The 18,483-nt window shown below is 68.9% G+C and carries 10 protein-coding genes; 5 read left to right on the plus strand and 5 right to left on the minus strand.

All coding sequences use genetic code 11. The annotated features are described in order from the left end of the window. The first annotated feature begins 6 nt into the window (after positions 1–6). Positions 7–4,455 carry a response regulator gene (locus B1A74_RS02655; RefSeq protein WP_143592223.1) on the plus strand — a complete coding sequence of 1,483 codons (4,449 nt, stop codon included), beginning with the start codon at positions 7–9 and terminating at the stop codon, positions 4,453–4,455. A 15-nt stretch (positions 4,456–4,470) separates the two neighbouring features. On the opposite strand, the gene B1A74_RS02660 is transcribed toward B1A74_RS02655, so the two are convergent. The 4 genes from B1A74_RS02660 to mgtE (B1A74_RS02675) form a co-directional block, all read right to left on the minus strand. Beyond that, complete coding sequence (locus B1A74_RS02660; protein WP_077243685.1) at positions 4,471–4,761, minus strand: hypothetical protein; 291 nt, start codon at positions 4,759–4,761, stop codon at positions 4,471–4,473. After that, entirely contained in the window at positions 4,758–5,984 is a 1,227-nt protein-coding gene (gene ispG / locus B1A74_RS02665; RefSeq protein ID WP_077243686.1) for a flavodoxin-dependent (E)-4-hydroxy-3-methylbut-2-enyl-diphosphate synthase, read from the minus strand. The genes B1A74_RS02660 and ispG overlap by 4 nt, the downstream gene beginning before the upstream one ends. Positions 5,985–6,092: 108 nt before the next feature. Then, positions 6,093–7,451 (minus strand): magnesium transporter, encoded by a 1,359-nt coding sequence (gene mgtE / locus B1A74_RS02670; RefSeq protein ID WP_018946335.1) that lies wholly within the window; start codon positions 7,449–7,451, stop codon positions 6,093–6,095. Positions 7,452–7,464: 13 nt separating this feature from the next. Then, positions 7,465–8,826: a magnesium transporter gene (gene mgtE / locus B1A74_RS02675; protein ID WP_018946334.1), complete on the minus strand. Its 1,362-nt coding sequence runs from the start codon at positions 8,824–8,826 to the stop codon at positions 7,465–7,467. Between the two features lie 358 nt (positions 8,827–9,184). Here mgtE (B1A74_RS02675) and B1A74_RS02680 point away from each other — a divergent pair, with 358 nt between their 5' ends. From B1A74_RS02680 to B1A74_RS02695, 4 genes are read left to right on the plus strand one after another with little or no spacing between them, the layout of a single operon-like run. Next, entirely contained in the window at positions 9,185–9,931 is a 747-nt protein-coding gene (locus B1A74_RS02680; RefSeq protein ID WP_369774041.1) for an ABC transporter ATP-binding protein, read from the plus strand. Then, the gene (locus B1A74_RS02685; RefSeq protein WP_077243687.1) at positions 9,928–12,474 is read left to right on the plus strand and encodes an ABC transporter permease; all 2,547 of its coding nucleotides are present in this window, start codon (positions 9,928–9,930) and stop codon (positions 12,472–12,474) included. Before B1A74_RS02680 ends, B1A74_RS02685 begins: the two co-directional genes overlap by 4 nt. Continuing rightward, a complete protein-coding gene (locus B1A74_RS02690; protein ID WP_077243688.1) occupies positions 12,474–13,676 on the plus strand; it encodes a lipocalin-like domain-containing protein in 1,203 nt (400 codons plus the stop codon). Before B1A74_RS02685 ends, B1A74_RS02690 begins: the two co-directional genes overlap by 1 nt. A 5-nt stretch (positions 13,677–13,681) precedes the next feature. Continuing rightward, positions 13,682–14,356, plus strand: coding sequence for a cytochrome b/b6 domain-containing protein (locus B1A74_RS02695; protein ID WP_018946330.1), 675 nt, complete (start codon positions 13,682–13,684; stop codon positions 14,354–14,356). Positions 14,357–15,605: 1,249 nt separating this feature from the next. Here the strand turns inward: B1A74_RS02695 and B1A74_RS02700 are convergent. Then, on the minus strand, positions 15,606–18,383 hold the full coding sequence (locus B1A74_RS02700) for a valine--tRNA ligase (RefSeq protein WP_077243689.1): 2,778 nt from the start codon (positions 18,381–18,383) through the stop codon (positions 15,606–15,608). Positions 18,384–18,483 lie beyond the last annotated feature (100 nt).

The raw sequence follows: 18,483 nt of genomic DNA on the forward strand, positions 1-18,483 counted from the left end.
CGCAAAGTGGGGGCTTCCAGAAAGACCGTACTGATTGCCGGAGCCGGCCCTGTCGGGCTGGAAGCGGCCCTGTATGCCACGCGCCTGGGCTATCGTGTGCTGCTGGCCGAGCGTTCCCGCGCGGTCGCTCCCGCGTTGCGCGACTGGGCCGGGATACGGATGTTCACCTCCTGGCAACAGTGCACCTCGCCGCTGGGGCGTGACGCGTTGCGCGGGCAGGGACACGCTCTTCCCGATCCGGATGCTTTCCCGACCGCCGGCGAGTTTCGTCGCGAGTACTGCGAGCGGCTCGCCGGGGTGCTGGCACACCGGGATTGCGACCTTCTGCTCGAGACGCGAGTGCTGGCGGCAAGTCGCGACGGCATGCGGGCGAATACCGGCATTGGCGATCCGGAACGCGCCCGTCACCCGTTCCGCGTGCTGGTGGACGAGCAGGGACGTGAGCGCCAGCTGGAGGCCGATCTGCTGATCGACACCACCGGCGTGGCGGGACACCCACAGTGGCTGGGGCCCGGCGGGTTGCCGGCCTCGGGGGAGCGCGAGCTGGGCGGACGCATCCTGTACGGACCCCGGGCGCCGGAGGGCGAGGAGGGTCAAGCCCTGCCGCCCGCCGAATGCATCCTGGTGGCCGGCGGCGGAGCCGAGGCCGCGCTGGCGGTCGAATACTGGCTGGATCCGCCGACGGGCTCGCCGCCCGTGGAGCTTCTGTGGGCCTTCGAGGAACCGGTCCCCCTGCCGCCCGACTGGCCGCAGCGGGATCCGTTTCCCGAGCGCGGGGCTCGGTTCGCGCGGGTCCTGGAGGCGACCGCCGGTGACCGTGGCGCACGGCGGCTGCCGCAGACGCAGGTGGTACGGCTGGAGCACGGCCCGGGCGTGCGTGGCGGGCTGGATGTGGAGCTCCGCGGACCTGACGGGACCCGGCGCATGAGCGTGGACCGGGTGCACGCGCTGACCGGCCATGTCCCGGACAACGCCTGGCTGGAAACGCTGCAGTTCCACGCCTGTTATGCCACCGGCGCGCCCATGGGGCTGGCTGCGGCCATGCTCGCGACCGTCGAGGATTCGCACGAGCTGTGGCACAGCCTCGGGGTGTCCACCGTGGGCAATCCCGAGCCGGGGCTTTTCGTGCTCGGGCGCAAGAGTTACGGACGCAGCCCCGGGTTCGTGCTGCCGGTCGGTCTGGGCCAGATCGTCGAGACCTTTCAGTCCATCACCGGGGACACGAGCCTGGATCTCTATGGCGACACCGTCCCGCGCCAGGGCAACCGTCCCGGCGGGGCCGCCATTGAGTCCGCGCAGCCGGTGACCTGCGATCTCCCGCCCGCAGCCACCGACACCGCCGGACCGGCCGGGCGTGATGCCGTGATCCCGGGCGACGGAGGAGAGGATGCCGCGGCCGACTATCATTTCCGGGTGATCGCCGAGAATCTCAAGGAGGTGGTGTTCCAGACGGATCTCGAGCATCGCATCACCTATCTGAGTCCGTCGTGGAGCGAAGTTACGGGCCTGGCGCGGGAGCCGTTCATCGGGCACAGCTGGATGGATCTGCTGCACCCGGAGGATCAGGGGTACGGTCGCAACCAGTGCGACGCCTTCGTGGGTGACCGGCTGGCCGAGTACAACGAGGAGTTGCGCGTGCGGACCAGCGAGGGTGCGGTGCGCTGGATGGACGTCACCGCGCGGGTGCTGCGGGATCGACAGGGTCGGGCGCGCGGGACGGTGGGCTCCATGCTGGATGTGACCCGCCGGCGCGAAAGCGAGGCCGAGCTGCGCGAGAGTCAGGAGCGCTTTCGCCTGATCAGCGATCTGGCGACTGACTGGATCTACTGGCTGACTCCCGAGTTCGAGTTCCGCTACTGCTCGCCTTCCTGTCAGGCGGTGACCGGCTACGGCGATGCCGAGTTCTACCGGAACCCCGACCTGTTGCGCGAGATCGTGCACGTGGAGGATCGCGAGGGGTTCGATCAGCATTTGTACGAGATCCACGAGAAGCATGTGGACGGCGCGTTTGATTTCCGCATCGTCACGCGCGCGGGCGAGGAGCGCTGGCTGCGCCATCACTGCACCCCGGTGTATGCGGAAAGCGGGCTGTACATGGGGCAGCGGGCGGCCAACTACGACATCACCGATCGTATCCGGGCCGAGGAGGCTCTGACCCGGGCCCGTGACGAGGCCGAGTCCGCCACCCGGGCCAAGAGCGAATTTCTCGCCAACATGAGTCACGAGATCCGTACGCCGATGAACGCGATCATCGGCATGACGCACCTGGCTCGGCGCACTGAGCTGACTCCAAAGCAGCGTGGCTATCTGGACCGTATTGACAGTGCTTCCCAGGCTCTGCTGGGACTGATCAACGACATCCTGGATTTCTCCAAGATTGAGGCCGGAAAGCTGGAGCTGGAGGAAAGCCCGTTCGCGCTGGAAGACGTGCTGCGCAACGTCTGGGACATCGTCGGTCTGAAGGCCGAGGACAAGGGGCTGGAGCTCGTGCACCGGGTGGATCCCGCTCTTCCGCACCACCTGACGGGGGACGCCCTGCGGCTCGGACAGATCCTCACCAACCTGGTTGGCAACGCGGTGAAATTTACCGAGGAAGGCGAGGTGGTGGTGGGCGCGACCTGCGAACGCATGGAAGAGGACGAAGCCGTGCTGCGTTTCGAAGTGCGCGATACTGGCCCCGGCATGAGCCGGGAGGAGACCCGGCGGCTGTTCCAGTCCTTCACCCAGCTCGACGGCTCCGTGACCCGCCAGCAGGAGGGCACGGGCCTGGGTCTGGCGATCTCCAGGCAGCTGGTGGAGATGATGGGGGGCGAAATCGGTGTCGAGAGCGAGCCGGGACGGGGCAGTACCTTCCATTTCAGTGTGCGCCTGGGGCTGAATACGGCCGCCGGGGATCCGCACGAGACCCTGGGTGAACGGCTTACCGGCGCGGAGCTGGCCGGCCGCCGCGCGCTGGTGGTGGATGACAACGCCAGCGCGCGCGAGACGCTGGAGGAGATGTGCCGTTACCTCGGGATGGAGGTGGAGGTGGTGCCCTCCGGTGCTGCCGCACTGGCGCAGATCGATCAGGCACTGGAAGAGGGACGTCCCTACGATCTTGTGCTGACCGACTGGCGCATGCCGGGCGTCGACGGCATTGAAGTGGCGCAGCGCATCAAGGCCCACGAAGGGGCGCGAATGCCCGCGGTTCTGATGGTCACCGGCTTTGCCCGCGAGGAGGTTCTGGGGCGTGCGGAGCGCGCGGGGGTCGACGGCATCCTGCTCAAGCCGGTGAGCCAGTCCACCCTGCTGGATACCCTTTCGGGACTGTTTCACGTGCACCCGGAGGAGACCTCCCCGATGCCCGCGCCGGCGGAAAAGGGCAAACGGGAATCCGCGGACATGTCCGGGAGCCGGGTCCTGCTGGTGGAGGACAATGTCATCAACCGCGAGCTGGCGACCGAACTCCTGCAGGACCTGAGCTGCGAAGTGACCTGGGCGGAGGATGGGCGCGAGGGGGTGGAGAAGGCACGCAACGAGACGTTCGACCTGATCCTGATGGATATCCAGATGCCCCGGATGGACGGACTGACCGCGACCCGGCGCATCCGCGCACGCCCCGATCTGGCCGAGATTCCGATCATCGCCATGACCGCCCACGCGATGGAGGGCGACCGCGAGCGCAGCCTGGAGGCGGGCATGGACGACCACGTGACCAAGCCCATCGATCCGCAGGTGCTGGAGGAAACGCTCGGCCGCTGGATGAACAACGTCCCGGGGGCGGGTGACTCGCAGGCATGCGAGGCCGGCGCGGACGCCATGCAGGCGGCGCCGGAGCCCGCGCCCGAGCCCGATCTGCCGGAGTCGCTGCCACCGTTCGACCTTCCGGCCGCGCTGGCTCGTTGTGGTGGCAAGCCGGCCCTGCTGCGCAAGATGCTGGCCGGTCTGGAGCGGGATTACAGCGACGCCGGCCGGCGTCTGCGGGAGTGGCTCGAGCAGGATCGCACGGAAGACGCACAACGCCTGGCGCATTCCCTCAAGGGGGTGGCCGCGGCGCTGGAGGCCGCCGAATTGCGCACGGCCGCGGAGGCGGTGGAACTGGCCCTGCGTGACGGCGACCCGGAAACGCAGGAGCTGGAGACACGTCTGCAGTCCCTGGAAGCCGCCCTGGCCGAGGCGACGGCAGCGGTGGCCGGACTGGGCAGGGCGGCGCGCGGCGGGGGTGACCGGGAGAACCGGAGTCGGGCTTCGGCGGGGCCCCGTGGGCCGTTCCCTCACGAGGCGCTGCGCGCCCTGCGTGAACGCGTGGCACAGAATCAGCTGGGTGCGCGCCGCGAGTTCGACGGGCTGCGGCCGCAGCTCGAGGGGCGCGGTCTCGATCCGGAGGTGCAGGCGATCGCCGAGGGGCTGGAGAGCCTGGACTTCGACGCCGCCCTGACGGCACTGGACCGGCTGCTGGACGGCATGCGGGAATGACCCGGGTCCGGCGGTTCAGACGCGGGTGAACAGCGGGAGTTCGTGGCGCCGGGCGTTGGCAGCCAGAAAGCGGCCGCGCCCGGGTTGTTCGGCTTCCAGCGTCTCCAGATACCGTGACGCCTCGCCCGCCACCGTCGCCAGGAACACCTCCAGTTCGCGCGGGTCCACCCGCGGCGCGCCGAAGGCACCGCCGCTTTCCGTCGGGTGCCAGAACAGCCGCGGCTGCCAGTTGCAGCCCCGGATGCGCGGGTCCTCGAACAGGGCCTGCACGCGTTGCAGCAGTTGCGGATCGTGGGTGACGCTCATCCGGCCTGTCCGTAGCGGCGTTCGATGTAGGCCTCGACGCGGGCCTGGAAGTCCTCGGCGATATGTTCGCCCTTGAGGGTCACGGTCTTCTCGCCGTCCTCGTAGACCGGCGCGACCGGCTGCTCCCCGGTGCCGGGCAGGGAGATGCCGATGTCGGCATGCTTGCTCTCGCCGGGGCCGTTGACCACGCAGCCCATCACCGCGACGGTCATCTCTTCCACTCCGGGGTAATGCTGTTTCCAGGTCGGCATCTGCTGGCGGATATAACTCTGGATGTCCTGCGCCAGGTGCTGGAAGTACTCGCTGGAGGTGCGGCCGCAGCCGGGGCAGGCCACCACCGAGGGCAGGAAGCTGCGCAGGCCCATGCTCTGCAGGATCTCCTGCGCGACGCTCACCTCCTGTGTGCGGTCCCCGCCGGGTTCCGGGGTCAGCGAGATGCGGATGGTGTCGCCGATGCCCTGCTGCAGCAGGACGGACAGCGCGGCGGTGGAGGCGACGATCCCCCTGGCCCCCATGCCGGCCTCGGTCAGGCCCAGATGCAGCGGGTAGTCGCAGCGCGCGGCCAGGTCCTGGTAGACCCGGATCAGTGGCTGCACGCCGCTGACCTTGGCCGACAGGATGATGCGGTCATGCGGCAGGCCGATGCGTTCGGCCTCGGCCGCGCTCTCCAGCGCCGAGGTAATCAGCGCCTGCTCCATCACCGCCTGGGGTTCCAGCGGCTCCGGCTGCTGCGCGTTTTCGTCCATCATGCGCGCCAGCAGTTCCTGATCCAGGCTGCCCCAGTTCACGCCGATGCGGACCGGCCGGTCGAAGCGGATGGCGGTCTCGATCATCGCCTGGTACTGCGCGTCGCGCTTCGATCCGCGGCCGACGTTGCCCGGGTTGATGCGCAGCTTGGCCAGGGCCTCGGCGCATTCGGGGTACTTCGTCAGCAGCTTGTGGCCGTTGAAGTGGAAATCGCCGACCAGCGGCACGTCCAGGTCCATTGCATCCAGGCGCTCGCGGATCTCCGGCACGGCCCTGGCCGCATCTTCGGAGTTGACCGTGATGCGCACGATCTCCGAGCCCGCGCGAGCCAGTTCCGCGACCTGCACTGCGGTACGCAGTGCGTCGGCGGTGTCGGTGTTGGTCATGGACTGGACCACCACCGGGTGATCGCCACCCACGGTCACGGGGCCAACACGGACGGGGACGGTACGGTGGCGGACGGGGCTGCTGCTCATGGTCGTGTACTCGCGCGGAACGGGGTCGCCGGAAAGAGGCCCGAGTCTAACGCAGTCGCGCGGGCCTGCCGAACCGCCGCAGGCCGCACGGGTGTTTGCACGGTCGTTCTAAAGACCAAGCATGGCCACCGCCACGCCGAAATAGATCAGGATCCCGACGATGTCGATGACCGAGGTGATCAGCGGTGCGCTGGCCACCGCGGGGTCCATGCGCATGGCGGTCAGGGCGAAGGGCAGGAGCATGCCGAACATCGCCCCGAATACCACGACCAGGAACATGCCCAGGGCGATGGCGTTGGCGACCTCCAGCGAGCCCAGCCAGTTGCCGGAGAGCCAGATGGCGGCCGCCAGGGTGAGCCCCAGCGCGGTGGAGACCCCCAGTTCCTTGCCGCCCAGGCGCCAGGCGTCGCGCAATCGGACATCGTTGATCGCCAGTGAGCGCACCACCAGGGTGGCGGCCTGCGAGCCGGTGTTGCCGCCGGAGGCGATGACCATCGGCAGGAAAAAGATCAGCGCGACGACCGACTCGATGGCCGCCTCGTAGTGGGCGATGGCCAGCCCGGCGAAGATGTTGACCACCACCAGGATCAGCAGCCAGCCGATGCGCTTGCGGTACAGCAGGCCCATGCTGGCGTCGCGCAGCGACAGCACCACGTCGCCCACCGCAGCCATGCGGTGGAAGTCCTCGGTGGTCTCTGCGCGCAGGACATCCATTACGTCGTCCACGGTGATGATCCCGAGCATGTGGCCCTGGTCGTCGACCACCGGCAGGACGTTGAGGTCGTAGTGGCTGATGCGGTGGGCTGCCTCCTCCCGGTCCTCCTCGGCGGTGATGCTGGCCACGTCGGTGTGCATCAGTTCCGATACCCGGTTCCACGGCCGTGCCAGAAGCAGCTCCTTCAGCCGCACCCAGGCCAGCAGCTCGCCGGCCGCGGTGGTCACGAACACCGTGTTCACGGTCTCCGCGACCTCGTGGTTGGCGCGCAGATGCTCCATGGCTTCGTTCACCGTCCATTCGGGCTGCACGGTGACGTACTCCGGGGTCATCACGCGGCCGGCGCTCTCCTCCGGATAGGCGAGCAGTGATCCGACCGCCTCCTGGCTCTCCGCCGGGAGGGTTTCCATCAGTGAGTCGGCATGCTCGTCGCCCAGGCCGTCGATCACCGCCACGGCGTCATCCAGCGAGAGCGCGCTGACCAGGTCCGCGGCCTGCTGCTCGTCCAGCGCGGCCAGCACCCGGGACTGGTGATCGGGCTCCAGGTGCGCGTACACCGGCGCGGCGCAAGCCGACTCCAGACGCTGGAAGAAGGCGACCGCCTGATCCTCGGGCAGGGTCTCCAGCGCGTCCGACAGGTCGGGGGGCGCGTGGGCGTTGCAGATCGCGTTCAGCGGCCCGTCCGAGCCCTGCTCCAGGGCGGTGCGCAGGGTGTCGGGGAGGTTCTCGATGTCGACGTCGGTCGGACTCATGGGGGTATCCCGTTCAGGCCGGCGTGGCAAGGCCGAGCATGGCCACGGCCAGCGAGAAATAGATGGCGATGCCGCCGAGGTCGGCGATGGCGGTGACCAGCGGTACGCTGGCGGTGGCCGGGTCCAGCTTCAGCCAGTCGAGGAGGAGCGGCAGCAGCATGCCCACCATGCTGGCACCGGTAACCACCAGGGTCATGGCCAGGGCGACCAGCATGGCGATCTCCGTTCCGCCTCGCCAGAGGCCCAGCAGGGATACGGCGATCCCCATGCTGACGCCGATGGTGGTCGCCACGCCCAGTTCCTTGGCCCACAGGCGCAGCCAGTCCCGCGCGGTGACTTCGCCGGTGGCCATGGCCCGCACCATCAGGGTCGAGCTCTGGGCTCCGGCGTTGCCCGCCGAGCCGATGATCAGCGGCAAGAAGAACACCAGCACCGCGACGGCTTCGATGGCCTCTTCGTACTGCGAGATCATCAAGGCGCCCAGGGTGTTGAACGCCACCAGCCCCAGCAGCCAGCCGACCCGCTTGCGATACAGCAGGAACGGACTGGCCTGGCGCGGACTCAGCGGGAGGTTGCCCACCGAACCCAGCTTGTGGAAATCCTCGGTGGACTCGGCCTCGATCACGTCCATGACGTCGTCCACCGTGACCACGCCCAGCAGCTCGCCGTTGTCGCCCACCACCGGCAGGCTCTCGATGTCGTAGTGCTGGATGCGCCGGGCGGCCTCGACGCGGTCGGCGTCCACCTGCACGGTGTAGGGCGATTCGTCGTCGATCAGGCTGCGCACGGGGCTGTCGGGCTCGGCGCGCAGGAACCGCCGGATGGGAATGGCGGCCAGCAGGGTGCGGTCATCGTCGACCACGAAGATCACGTTGTTGGAGTGTTCGTCACCGGTGCGCCGCACGTGGGCCAGTGCGCGCTTGAGCGTCCAGTCCGGGTCCACGGCTACCACCGACGGGGACATCACGCGGCCGACCGATTCCTCGGGGTAGTTGAGCTGCTTCAGCGCCCGGCGGATGGCCCGGAACGGGAGCAGACGCAGGTATTCGCGCAGACGCTCGGCATCCAGGGTCTGGAGCAGGGCGGTGAGGTCGTCGGTTTCCATCTCGGAGAGCAGAAACCGCGCATCCTCGCGCGAGGATGCATTCAGCAGTCGCAGCTGGAACGGGATGTCGAGATAGGCGAAGACGTCGGCCTTGCGCCCGGGATGCAGCCGGTTGAAGATCGGGGCCACGTCGTCCGAGGGCAGTTCCATCAGCGCATGCGCGATGTCCTGGATGCGCATGTAGTCCAGCAGCTCGTCGAGGCTGTCGCGGTCGTCCAGGCGGACGAGTTCGCGCAGCTCGATGATGGACTGTTCGAGGTTGTGTTCCATGCCCTGCTCCCGGCGGTCGATTGCGGATCACCGGCACGCGCGGTGCGGTGATGACGAAGGACCGTCGTAATCGGATTTCCAGGACGGGGCAGATCGAAGGATCCGGCCGCCTCCCGGCGCTCTTGTGTCATGAGGCCCGGCGGAAGCGGCGGAGAAGGGTGCACAGTGCTTACGGCCGGGCGACGATAGATCGACAGCGTGTTCGGCGTTTCATCATGCGTTCCCTTGTGGCAGGTTCCCTCATTTTAACGGGTCTTCCGTTTCATTCAAGTGCTTGCACGCAATGCTTGCACCGGTTTGCCCGCTGGCGCGAACCTTTCCGGCCGTGCCCGGTCGCTTGTTCATGATGGAGCCATACATGTCTTCCCATCCCTCCCCGCCCGCCGCTCCGTCAAGGGAACCGGTCCTGACCGTGAGTTCACTGGCGTTCGCCTATCCGGGCACGCCGGACACGCCGGTGCTGCGCGGGGTGGATCTGACACTGGCGCCGGGGGAACGGGTGGCGATCGTCGGCGAGAGCGGTTCCGGCAAGTCCACCTTGCTGCACCTGGCCGCGGGGCTGGAGCACCCGGGCGAGGGCGAGGTGCGGCTGGCGGGAGCCTCGCTCGGTGCCCTGGACGAGGCCGGCCGCACGCGTCTGCGCCGGCGTGTCGCGGGGATCGTGTTCCAGTCGTTCCATCTGATCCCCACTCTCGATGCGCGCGAGAACGTGATGCTGGCGCTGGAGCTGGCCGGGCTCCCCGATGACGTTCCGGGCCGCCGGGCGCGGGTGGCGGAGCGCCGCCGGCGTGCGGACGCCGCGCTGGCGGCGGTCGGTCTGGAAGGACTGGGCGGACGCCTGCCCGAAGCCCTCAGCGGCGGGGAACAGCAGCGCGTGGCCATCGCCCGCGCGCTGGTGCATCAACCGGCCCTGATCCTGGCCGACGAACCGACCGGCAACCTCGATTCGGTCACCGGCGAGTCGGTCTTCTCGCTGCTGCTGGAGCAGGTGGCCACGCATGACAGCGCCCTGCTGCTGGTGACCCACAGCGCGGAACTGGCCGGACGCCTCGACCGCATTTACACCATGCGCGACGGCCGCCTGGAGGGTGCCGCAAGGCCATGAATCTGGTGTGGCGGGCCTGGATGCGAGACTGGCGGCGCCGTCCCCTGCAGCGGGTACTGACCCTGCTGGGGGTGGTTATTGCGGTCGCCGTGGTGCTGGCCGTGGATCTGGCCAACCAGTCCGCGCAGCGGGCCTTCGACCGTTCCATGGAGACCGTGGCCGGTACCGCCACCCATCAGGTGCTGGGGCCGCCACAGGGATTCGCCGAGGCCGTGTATGCGGAGTTGCGCACCGCCGGCCAGCGGGAGACGGCGCCGGTGGTGGAGGGGGCCGCGCGGCTGGAAGATGGCCGCAGTATCTACCTGCTGGGCGTGGATCCGTTCGCCGAGGGGCCGTTCCGCGGCGCCGCCTCGGACATCGGCGCGGCACCCGTGCAGCGGCTGCTGAGCGAGCCCGGAACGGTGCTGCCGCCACGCCAGTGGTTCGCCGAGCAGGATGCGGCGGATGGCGACCGGGTCGAACTGCGGGCCGCCGGCGGGCGCCACGCGGTGCGGGTGCTCGCGGCCGACGGGGCCGGCGAGGACGACGGTCGGGTCTGGGTGACCGACATCGCCACCGCCCAGGTCCTGCTGGGCCGCGAGGGGCGCCTCGACCGCATCGACCTGCGGCTGGAGGACGCCGAGGCGCAACGGGCGATGGAACGCGCATTGGAGCGGGCCGCCGGGGCCGCGGGGGTCAACCCCGAGGAGCTCGAGATCGTCGCGTCCGGAGCACGCGATCAGGCCTCGCGTGAACTGGCGCGGGCGTTTCGCATCAACCTGACGGCGATGAGTCTGCTGGCGCTGCTGATCGCGGCCTTCCTGGTCTACAACACCCAGACGTTTTCGGTGCTGCGCCGGCGCGAGCTCCTGTCCAGTCTGCGCCTGCTGGGAGTGGGACGCGGTCGGGTCGTCGCCGTGGTTTTGCTGGAGGCCGCGGTGGTCGGACTGATCGGGACGCTGCTGGGGGCGCTGGCCGGGATTGCCCTGGCGCAGATGCTGGTCGCGCAGGTGGCGCAGACGGTCACCGATCATTTCTTCGCCGCAGCGGTCACCCGGGTGACACCCCGCCCGCTGGCACTGCTGGCCGTGCTGGTGCTGGGCGTGGGCGTGGCGCTGCTGGCCGCGCTGGCCCCGGCACTGGAAGCGGCCCGCCACGCGGGCCCCTCGGCGCAGGGGGCGGGGGGTGGCGAGTTGCGGGCGCGGCGGCGGGTGCAACGCGTCGCGGCGGCTTCCCTGATCCTGCTGGCGGCCGGGGCGCTGGTGCTGATCAGCGCACTCGGGGGCCTGCCGGGGGCGTTCTTCGGGCTGTTCCTGCTGATTGCCGGGTTCGTGCTGTTGCTGCCGTGGGCCCTGGCGTGGGTGCTGCGTGGTCTCGCCGTCGCCAGCGCCGGTCGGACCCTGACGCGGATCGGCTTGCGCAGCCTGGAACGCAGTCTCTCGCGCAGCGGTCCGGCCGTCTCGGCCCTGACCCTGGCTCTGGCCGCGACCATCGCAGTCTCCGTGATGGTGGGCAGTTTTCGCGGCAGCGTGGAACAGTGGTTGGGGCAGGCGCTGACCTCCGATCTCTATGTCACTCCGGTCGCGCCGGCCGCGGCACGGGATTCGGCGCGGCTGCCGCAGGACTGGGCCGGGCCGCTGTTGAGCGAATCCGGGGCCGAATCGCTGAGTACCGGTACCACGGTGGAGACCGGCAGCGACCCGGGTCGGGTCGAGCTGTTCGTGGTGCGGCCGCACCCCGACTGGCTGGAACACCTGCCGCTGCTGCAGGTGGATGGTCCCCGGGGCGGGCTGGCGGACCGTCTGGCCGCCGGCGAGGCCGTGCTGGTGACCGAGCCGTTCGCCGCGCACCATGGCCTGCAGGCCGGGGAGACCCTCGAGCTGATGGTGCCGGGCGGCCGCCGGTCATTCGCGGTGGCAGGGGTCTACCGGGACTATGGCTCGCCTCGGGGGCGGGTAATGATGCCCCATGCGGCGTACGCGCGTGACGGTCCGGCGCCGGACGGCGTGGGGTCCTTCGGGCTTGTCCTGCCATCGGGTGCGGATGCCGCCGCTGCGGCCGAACGCATCGAGGCGTGGCTGGCGGAGCGGGATCCGGCCGCGGTGGTAACGCGGCCCGACACTCTCGAGGAGGAATCCATGGCGATCTTCGACCGGACCTTCGCGGTCACCCACCTGCTGCGGATCATCACCCTCGTAGTAGCCTTCATCGCCATCCTCGGGGCATTGATGGCGCTGCAGATGGAGCGCGCCCGCGAGTTCGCGACGCTGCGCAGCCTGGGGCTGGAACCCCGGGGCGTGCGGGGCCTGGTGCTGCTGCAGGGCGGGGTGCTGGGGCTGTTCGCGGTGCTCGCGGCGATCCCCGGGGGGCTGGGGATGGGCTGGATCCTGATCGAGGTGATCAATCGTCAGGCCTTCGGCTGGGGCATGGACCTGCGCTGGCCGGGACGCGAGGTGGCCGGGACGGTGTTCATCGGTCTCGTGGCCGCCCTGCTGGCCTCGCTGTGGCCGGCCTGGCGCATGGCGCGGATGCGCCTGCTGCCGGCGTTGCGGGAGGTGGCTTGATGGCGGGAATGATGCGCCGAGGACTGGATGTGCTCCGGGAGGGCGCCCCGGGCGTGTTTCTGATGGCCCTGGTGGCGTGCACCGGGGAGCCCCCGGAGCCCGATGCCGGGGTCGACGGGAACGGCGGAGCGCTGCGGGTCGGCGATGCCCTGGGGGTGGAGGATGTCGAGGGCTTTCGTCGCGCCGACGGACCGCGGGCCTTCGAGTTTCCCCGGGATCACGGACCGCACCCGGGGTTTCGCAACGAGTGGTGGTATCTGACCGGCAATCTGGATGACCCCGACGGCGGACGCCATGGCTTTCACATCACCTTCTTCCGGGTGGCGCTGGCGCCGGAGCTGGAGGGCGACCCGGCGTTTCATGGGTCGAGCTGGGCCACGCCGCGGCTGTGGATGGCGCATGCTGCGATCCTCGACGTGGAGGGCGACTGGCACGGTTCGGAGGAGCGTTTCGCCCGGGATGCCGCCGGGCTGGCCGGGGCCAGCGAGCCGGCGGGTCGGGTGTGGCTGGAGGACTGGGAGCTGGCCGGCCTGGCGGGCGACACCTGGGACCTGCGGTTCACGGTGGACGGGCGCGAGCTGGAACTGGAGCTGGACCCGGAGCGCGCCCCGGTGCTGCAGGGCGAGGCAGGTCTGAGCCAGAAGGGGCCGGAGCCGGGCAATGCGTCTTACTACTACTCGGTCCCGCGGATCGCCGCGCGGGGTACCCTGCGCGACGCCAACGACGACGAAAGGTTGCTGTCGGGGCAGGCCTGGCTGGACCGCGAATGGAGCAGCGGCGCGCTGGCCGCGGGCCAGATCGGCTGGAACTGGTTTGCGCTGCAGTTCGACGACGGGACCGACCTCATGTACTACCAGCTGCGCCGCGAGGACTGCGCGCCCCACGAGCGGTCGAAGGGCCGCTGGATGCCGGCCGATGCCCCGGACCACGAGCTGCGCCCGGAGCATGTGGAGCTGGAGCCGCTGCGGCATGCGCGCATGCCCTCGGGGAACCGCTATCCGGTGGTCTGGGCGATGACGGTCACGCTGCCGGATGGCAACTCGCCCCGGCGTTTCCGCGTGGAGGCGGTGCGGGAATTTCAGGAAATGGATACGGTCATTCCCTACTGGGAAGGCGCGGTGGACATCCGTGACCAGGAGGGCGAGCTTCTGGGCCGCGGCTTCGTGGAACTGACCGGCTATGAACGCGAGGACGAGGAATGAACGGAATGACCGGTGGCAACGCGGATGCCCTGCGGGTGAAGGTCTGGGACTGGCCGACGCGGGTTTTTCACTGGGGGCTGCTGCTGTGTCTGGTGGGCCTGTGGTACACCAGCACCGAATTCATGCTGTTCCGGTGGCACAAGTGGCTGGGTTACACCGTGCTGGGGCTGCTGCTGTTCCGCATCGTGTGGGGCTTTGTCGGCAGCGAGACGGCGCGTTTTCGCCACTGGCTGGCGGGGCCGGTGACGGTCGCGCGTTACGTGTGGGGCCGACTGCGCGGGACGGCACCCGAATACCTCGGCCACAACCCGCTGGGTGGCTGGGCGGTCCTGCTGATGCTGGTGCTGCTGCTGGTGCAGGCGGTCACCGGGCTGTTCGCCAATGACGACATCTTCAACCAGGGGCCGCTGGCCGATTCCGTCAGCCGTGACGTCGAACGTACGATGACGCGGCTGCACAACTGGAACTTCGATCTGTTGCTGATCGTGATCGGCGTCCACGTACTGGCCGTGTTCACCTACCAGTTCATCCTGCGGATCCGCCTGATTGGGGCGATGATCACCGGCTACAAGCGCGGAGCCTGGTCGGACCACCCGCATATCGCGAATCCCTGGTTCGGGCTGGTGCTGGCGCTGATGGTGGCCGCACTGGTGTTCGGGGTCGGCTCCGTCTGGGGGTAACTGGCTGTGGGGAGCTTGCTTGCAAGCGAACGGGCTGCTGCCGGGCCTGACCGCTGCCGCGGCGCTTTGAGCTGGCGCTGCGGAGTCGGCGGCTTTGGCTGCCGCCGGGGGTGTTGCGCTCTCTCGCGAGCGCGCCGCGAGGTCCTTTCTTGTGTGAACAAGAAAGGACCCAAAGAAGTCACCCCGACTGCCGCATCCCGGTCCGCTGACGCGGCCCGGGATGCCCTCGCTCCGAGGCCGGTCGCGGGCGGCGCTGAACTCGCGAAGCTGCGCTTCGCTCAGACAAGCAGCGCCTTTTCTCCCGCGCCCGACCTCTGCGCTCGGTGCGGCAAACGGGGCCGCAGGACGACCGCCCGTTCCTTTTCCGCCAGGCGGGCAGGCCGGGGGTTGTGAACGCCCCGGCCGAGACCAGGACCGTTGGCAACCGATTGTGCCGGATCGGCGAGAGGGCTCGCCTCCCACCGTGTTGAAGCCTGCCCCCCGCAGGAGGCCGGCCCTCCGGCCGATCGGGGGCCGGATGCCGTGTCGCATGGGAAGATGTCGCCCCCAAAGGACACCACGAGCCTTCGGTTCGCTTGCAAGCAAGCTCCCACAGTCACTGTTGCATACCCGGCACCGGGAGGGTGCCCGGGTAGGGCCATGGGCATGCCCTGCCGAGCCACATGATCTTCTTCCATCAGGGTTTCGGGGTGGAGCCTCTGCCCACACGCGATTCCTTTGTAAGGATGGACGGGAATGAGCTCTGCGAAGGGCCCGTACCAAAGCTTGAATCCGTTGGTGCACCGGACCGCCGCTGCATCAGGAACCGGGGAATGCACGATTCGGGCGCCCCACGATCAGCCGGGCCGGGACCGGGGCACCAATGGCCGGAGCGCCTCCGGTTTACCCCCTCCCGTTGCGAGCCCCTTGCGGAGGGTGCCTCGCGCCGGAAACAAGGCGCCGGATGTCTGAGCGAAGCGTAGCTTCGCGAGTTCGGCGCCGCCGGCGCGGGGCGCCCGGAGCAAGGTTCCCGGGCGAGCTCCGGGTGCCCTTCTTTGGGTCCTTTCTTGGGCAAGCAAGAAAGGACCTCGCGGTGCGCTCGCGAGAGAGCGCAACCCCCGGCGGCAGCCAAAGCCGCCGACTCCGCAGCGCCAGCTCAAGGCCCCGCGGCAGCGGTCAGGCACGGGCAGCAGCCCGTGTTCGCTTGCAAGCAAGCTCCCACAGCCGTTGCCGGGCGCCGTCCCGACACCCGGCCAGCGCTGCGCCGGTGTTACATCGCCCGGATGCGTTCGCGCTGCGCGGCGAGCTGCTCGCGGGTGGCCTGCATCTCGGCGACGCGGTCGCGTTCTTTCTGCACCACCTCGGCCGGGGCGCGGTCGACGAAGCTCGCGTTGGAAAGCCGCTGCTCGCTCTGTTCGAGGTTCTTGTCGAGCTTGCCGATTTCCTTGTCCAGGCGTGCGAGCTCGGCGTCCTTGTCGATCAGTCCGGCCAGCGGGATCAGCAGCTGCATCTCGTCGACCAGGGCCATCGCGGATTCCGGGGCCTCGTCGGTGGCGTCCAGCCAGGTCACGCTCTCGGGTTTCGCCAGAAACTCCAGCAGCCCGCGGTGGCGCGCGTAACGCTGCTGGTCGGCCTCGCTCCAGTTCTTCACCAGCACCGGCAGCGGCTTGCCCGGGGCGATGTCCATCTCGGCGCGAATGCGGCGCAGCCCGGTGATGAAATCCTTGACCCAGTCGAGCTCGGCGGTGGCGGTGGCATCACGCGGGAAGCCGTCCTGCGCGGGCCAGGGGCGCTGCACCAGGAACTCGATGTCGTCGCCGATGCCGGCGTGCGGCTTCACACTGGTCCAGATCGCCTCGGTGATGAACGGGATCACCGGGTGCAGCAGACGCAGCAGGGCCTCGAGCACGCTGACGAGCGTATGGCGCGTGGCACGCTTGACCGCCTCCGGCGTGGCCTCGTCGTTCAGCACCGGCTTGGTCAGCTCCAGGTACCAGTCGCAGTAGTCGTGCCAGGTGAACTCGTAGAGCGTCTGCGCGGCGAGGTCGAAGCGGTAGGCGTCGAGCTGCTGCGTGGCGGTCGCGGCGGTGGCGGCCAGGCGGTCGAGGATCCAGCGATCGGCCAGGGTGCGGTGTTCCGCCGTGTCGGCAGCAGGCGAGCAGTCCTGGCCCTCGACGTTCATCAGCACGAAGCGCGAGGCGTTCCACAGCTTGTTGCAGAAGTTGCGGTAGCCCTCGATGCGGCCGAGATCGAACTTGATGTCGCGCCCGGTGGTGGCGAGTGCCGCGAGGGTGAAGCGCAGGGCGTCGGTGCCGAAGGCGGGGAAGCCGTCGGGGAAGGCCTTGCGTGTGGTCTTCTCGATCTTCTTCGCCATCTGCGGCTGCATCAGGCCCTGGGTGCGCTTGGCCACCAGGTCGTCGGCGCTGATGCCGTCGATCAGGTCAATCGGGTCGATCACGTTGCCCTTGGACTTGGACATCTTCTGGCCTTCCGAGTCGCGGATCAGGCCGGTTACGTAGACCTCGCGGAAAGGCACGTCCCCCATGAAGTGCTCGCCCATCATGATCATGCGGGCGACCCAGAAGAAGATGATGTCGAAGCCGGTGACCAGCACGCTGGTCGGGTAGAAGTCCTTGAGCTCCTGCGTCTGCTCCGGCCAGCCGAGGGTGGAGAATGGCCACAGCGCCGAGCTGAACCAGGTGTCGAGCACGTCCTCGTCCTGTTCCAGCGCCACCTCGGCGCCCAGGCCGTGCTTCTCGCGCACCTCGTCCTCGGAACGCCCGACGTACACGTTGCCATCGCCGTCGTACCAGGCGGGGATGCGGTGGCCCCACCAGATCTGGCGCGAGATGCACCAGTCCTCGATGTTGCGCATCCACTCGAAGTAGGTCTTCGACCAGTTCTCCGGCACGAAACGGATGCGGCCGTCCTCCACCGCCTTGATCGCCGGTTCGGCCAGCGGGCCGGCCTTCACGTACCACTGGTCGGTCAGGTAGGGCTCGACCACGGTGCCGGAGCGGTCGCCGCGCGGGACCATCAGCTTGTGGTCCTCGGTCTTTTCCAGCAGGCCGAGGTGATCCAGATCGGCGACCACGCGCTTGCGGGCCTCGTAACGGTCCAGTCCGCGGTAGGCCTCGGGCACGCTGTCGTTCAGGCAGGCATCGATGGTCAGGATGTTGATCACCGGCAGGTCGTGGCGCTGGCCCATCGCGTAGTCGTTGAAGTCGTGCCCCGGGGTGATCTTCACGCAGCCGGAGCCGAATTCGGATTCGACGTAGTCGTCGGCGATGATCGGGATCTCGCGCCCGACCAGCGGCAGGCGTATGGTCTTGCCGATCAGGTCGCGGTAGCGCTCGTCCCCCGGGTGCACCGCGACGGCGGTATCGCCCAGCATGGTCTCGGGGCGCGTGGTGGCCACGGTCAGGTGCCCGGAGCCGTCGGCCAGCGGATAACGGAAGTGCCACAGGTGACCGTTTTCCTCTTCCGACAGCACCTCCAGGTCGGACAGCGCGGTGTGCAGCACCGGGTCCCAGTTGACCAGGCGCTTGCCGCGGTAGATCAGGCCTTCGTCAAACAAGCGCACGAAGACCTCGAGCACCGCCTCGGACAGCCCGTCGTCCATGGTGAAGCGCTCGCGCGACCAGTCCACCGAATCGCCCAGCCGGCGCATCTGCCGAGTGATGGTGCCGCCGGATTCGTTCTTCCAGTCCCAGACCGCGCGGACGAATTCTTCGCGCCCGAGGTCGTGGCGGGTCTTTTCCTGCGCCGCCAGCTGGCGCTCGACCACCATCTGCGTGGCGATCCCGGCATGGTCGGTACCGCCCTGCCACAGGGTGCGGTCGCCGTGCATGCGCCGGTAGCGGATCAGGGTGTCCATCAGCGTGTGCTGGAACGCATGCCCCATGTGCAGCGTGCCGGTCACGTTCGGTGGCGGCAGCAGGATGCAGTAGCTGGCTTCGCCCGTCTCCGGCGGCGCGAAGATGTTCGCGGCCTCCCAGCGTTCGTACTGGGCCTGTTCGATGCTCTTGGGGTCGAAGCTCTTGTCCATGGTCGGGCCGGGCTCGGGGTGTGGATGGCAAAGCCGCGCATTATAACGAGGGATGCAGTTCGTGACCCGTTTTCCTGCGCGGCTTGTCGAAACCCTCGGC

The organism is Thioalkalivibrio halophilus, from assembly GCF_001995255.1.
GTDB classification, from domain to species: Bacteria; Pseudomonadota; Gammaproteobacteria; order Ectothiorhodospirales; family Ectothiorhodospiraceae; genus Thioalkalivibrio; species Thioalkalivibrio halophilus.

What these genes read in the sequence shown, in the direction of transcription:
- B1A74_RS02660 (WP_077243685.1), bottom strand. Translation starts at nt 4,761, where the DNA reads ATGAGCGTCACCCACGATCCGCAACTGCTGCAACGCGTGCAGGCCCTG.
- ispG (WP_077243686.1), bottom strand. Translation starts at nt 5,984, where the DNA reads ATGAGCAGCAGCCCCGTCCGCCACCGTACCGTCCCCGTCCGTGTTGGC.
- mgtE (WP_018946335.1), bottom strand. Translation starts at nt 7,451, where the DNA reads ATGAGTCCGACCGACGTCGACATCGAGAACCTCCCCGACACCCTGCGC.
- mgtE (WP_018946334.1), bottom strand. Translation starts at nt 8,826, where the DNA reads ATGGAACACAACCTCGAACAGTCCATCATCGAGCTGCGCGAACTCGTC.
- B1A74_RS02680 (WP_369774041.1), top strand. Translation starts at nt 9,185, where the DNA reads ATGTCTTCCCATCCCTCCCCGCCCGCCGCTCCGTCAAGGGAACCGGTC.
- B1A74_RS02685 (WP_077243687.1), top strand. Translation starts at nt 9,928, where the DNA reads ATGAATCTGGTGTGGCGGGCCTGGATGCGAGACTGGCGGCGCCGTCCC.
- B1A74_RS02690 (WP_077243688.1), top strand. Translation starts at nt 12,474, where the DNA reads ATGGCGGGAATGATGCGCCGAGGACTGGATGTGCTCCGGGAGGGCGCC.
- B1A74_RS02695 (WP_018946330.1), top strand. Translation starts at nt 13,682, where the DNA reads ATGACCGGTGGCAACGCGGATGCCCTGCGGGTGAAGGTCTGGGACTGG.
- B1A74_RS02700 (WP_077243689.1), bottom strand. Translation starts at nt 18,383, where the DNA reads ATGGACAAGAGCTTCGACCCCAAGAGCATCGAACAGGCCCAGTACGAA.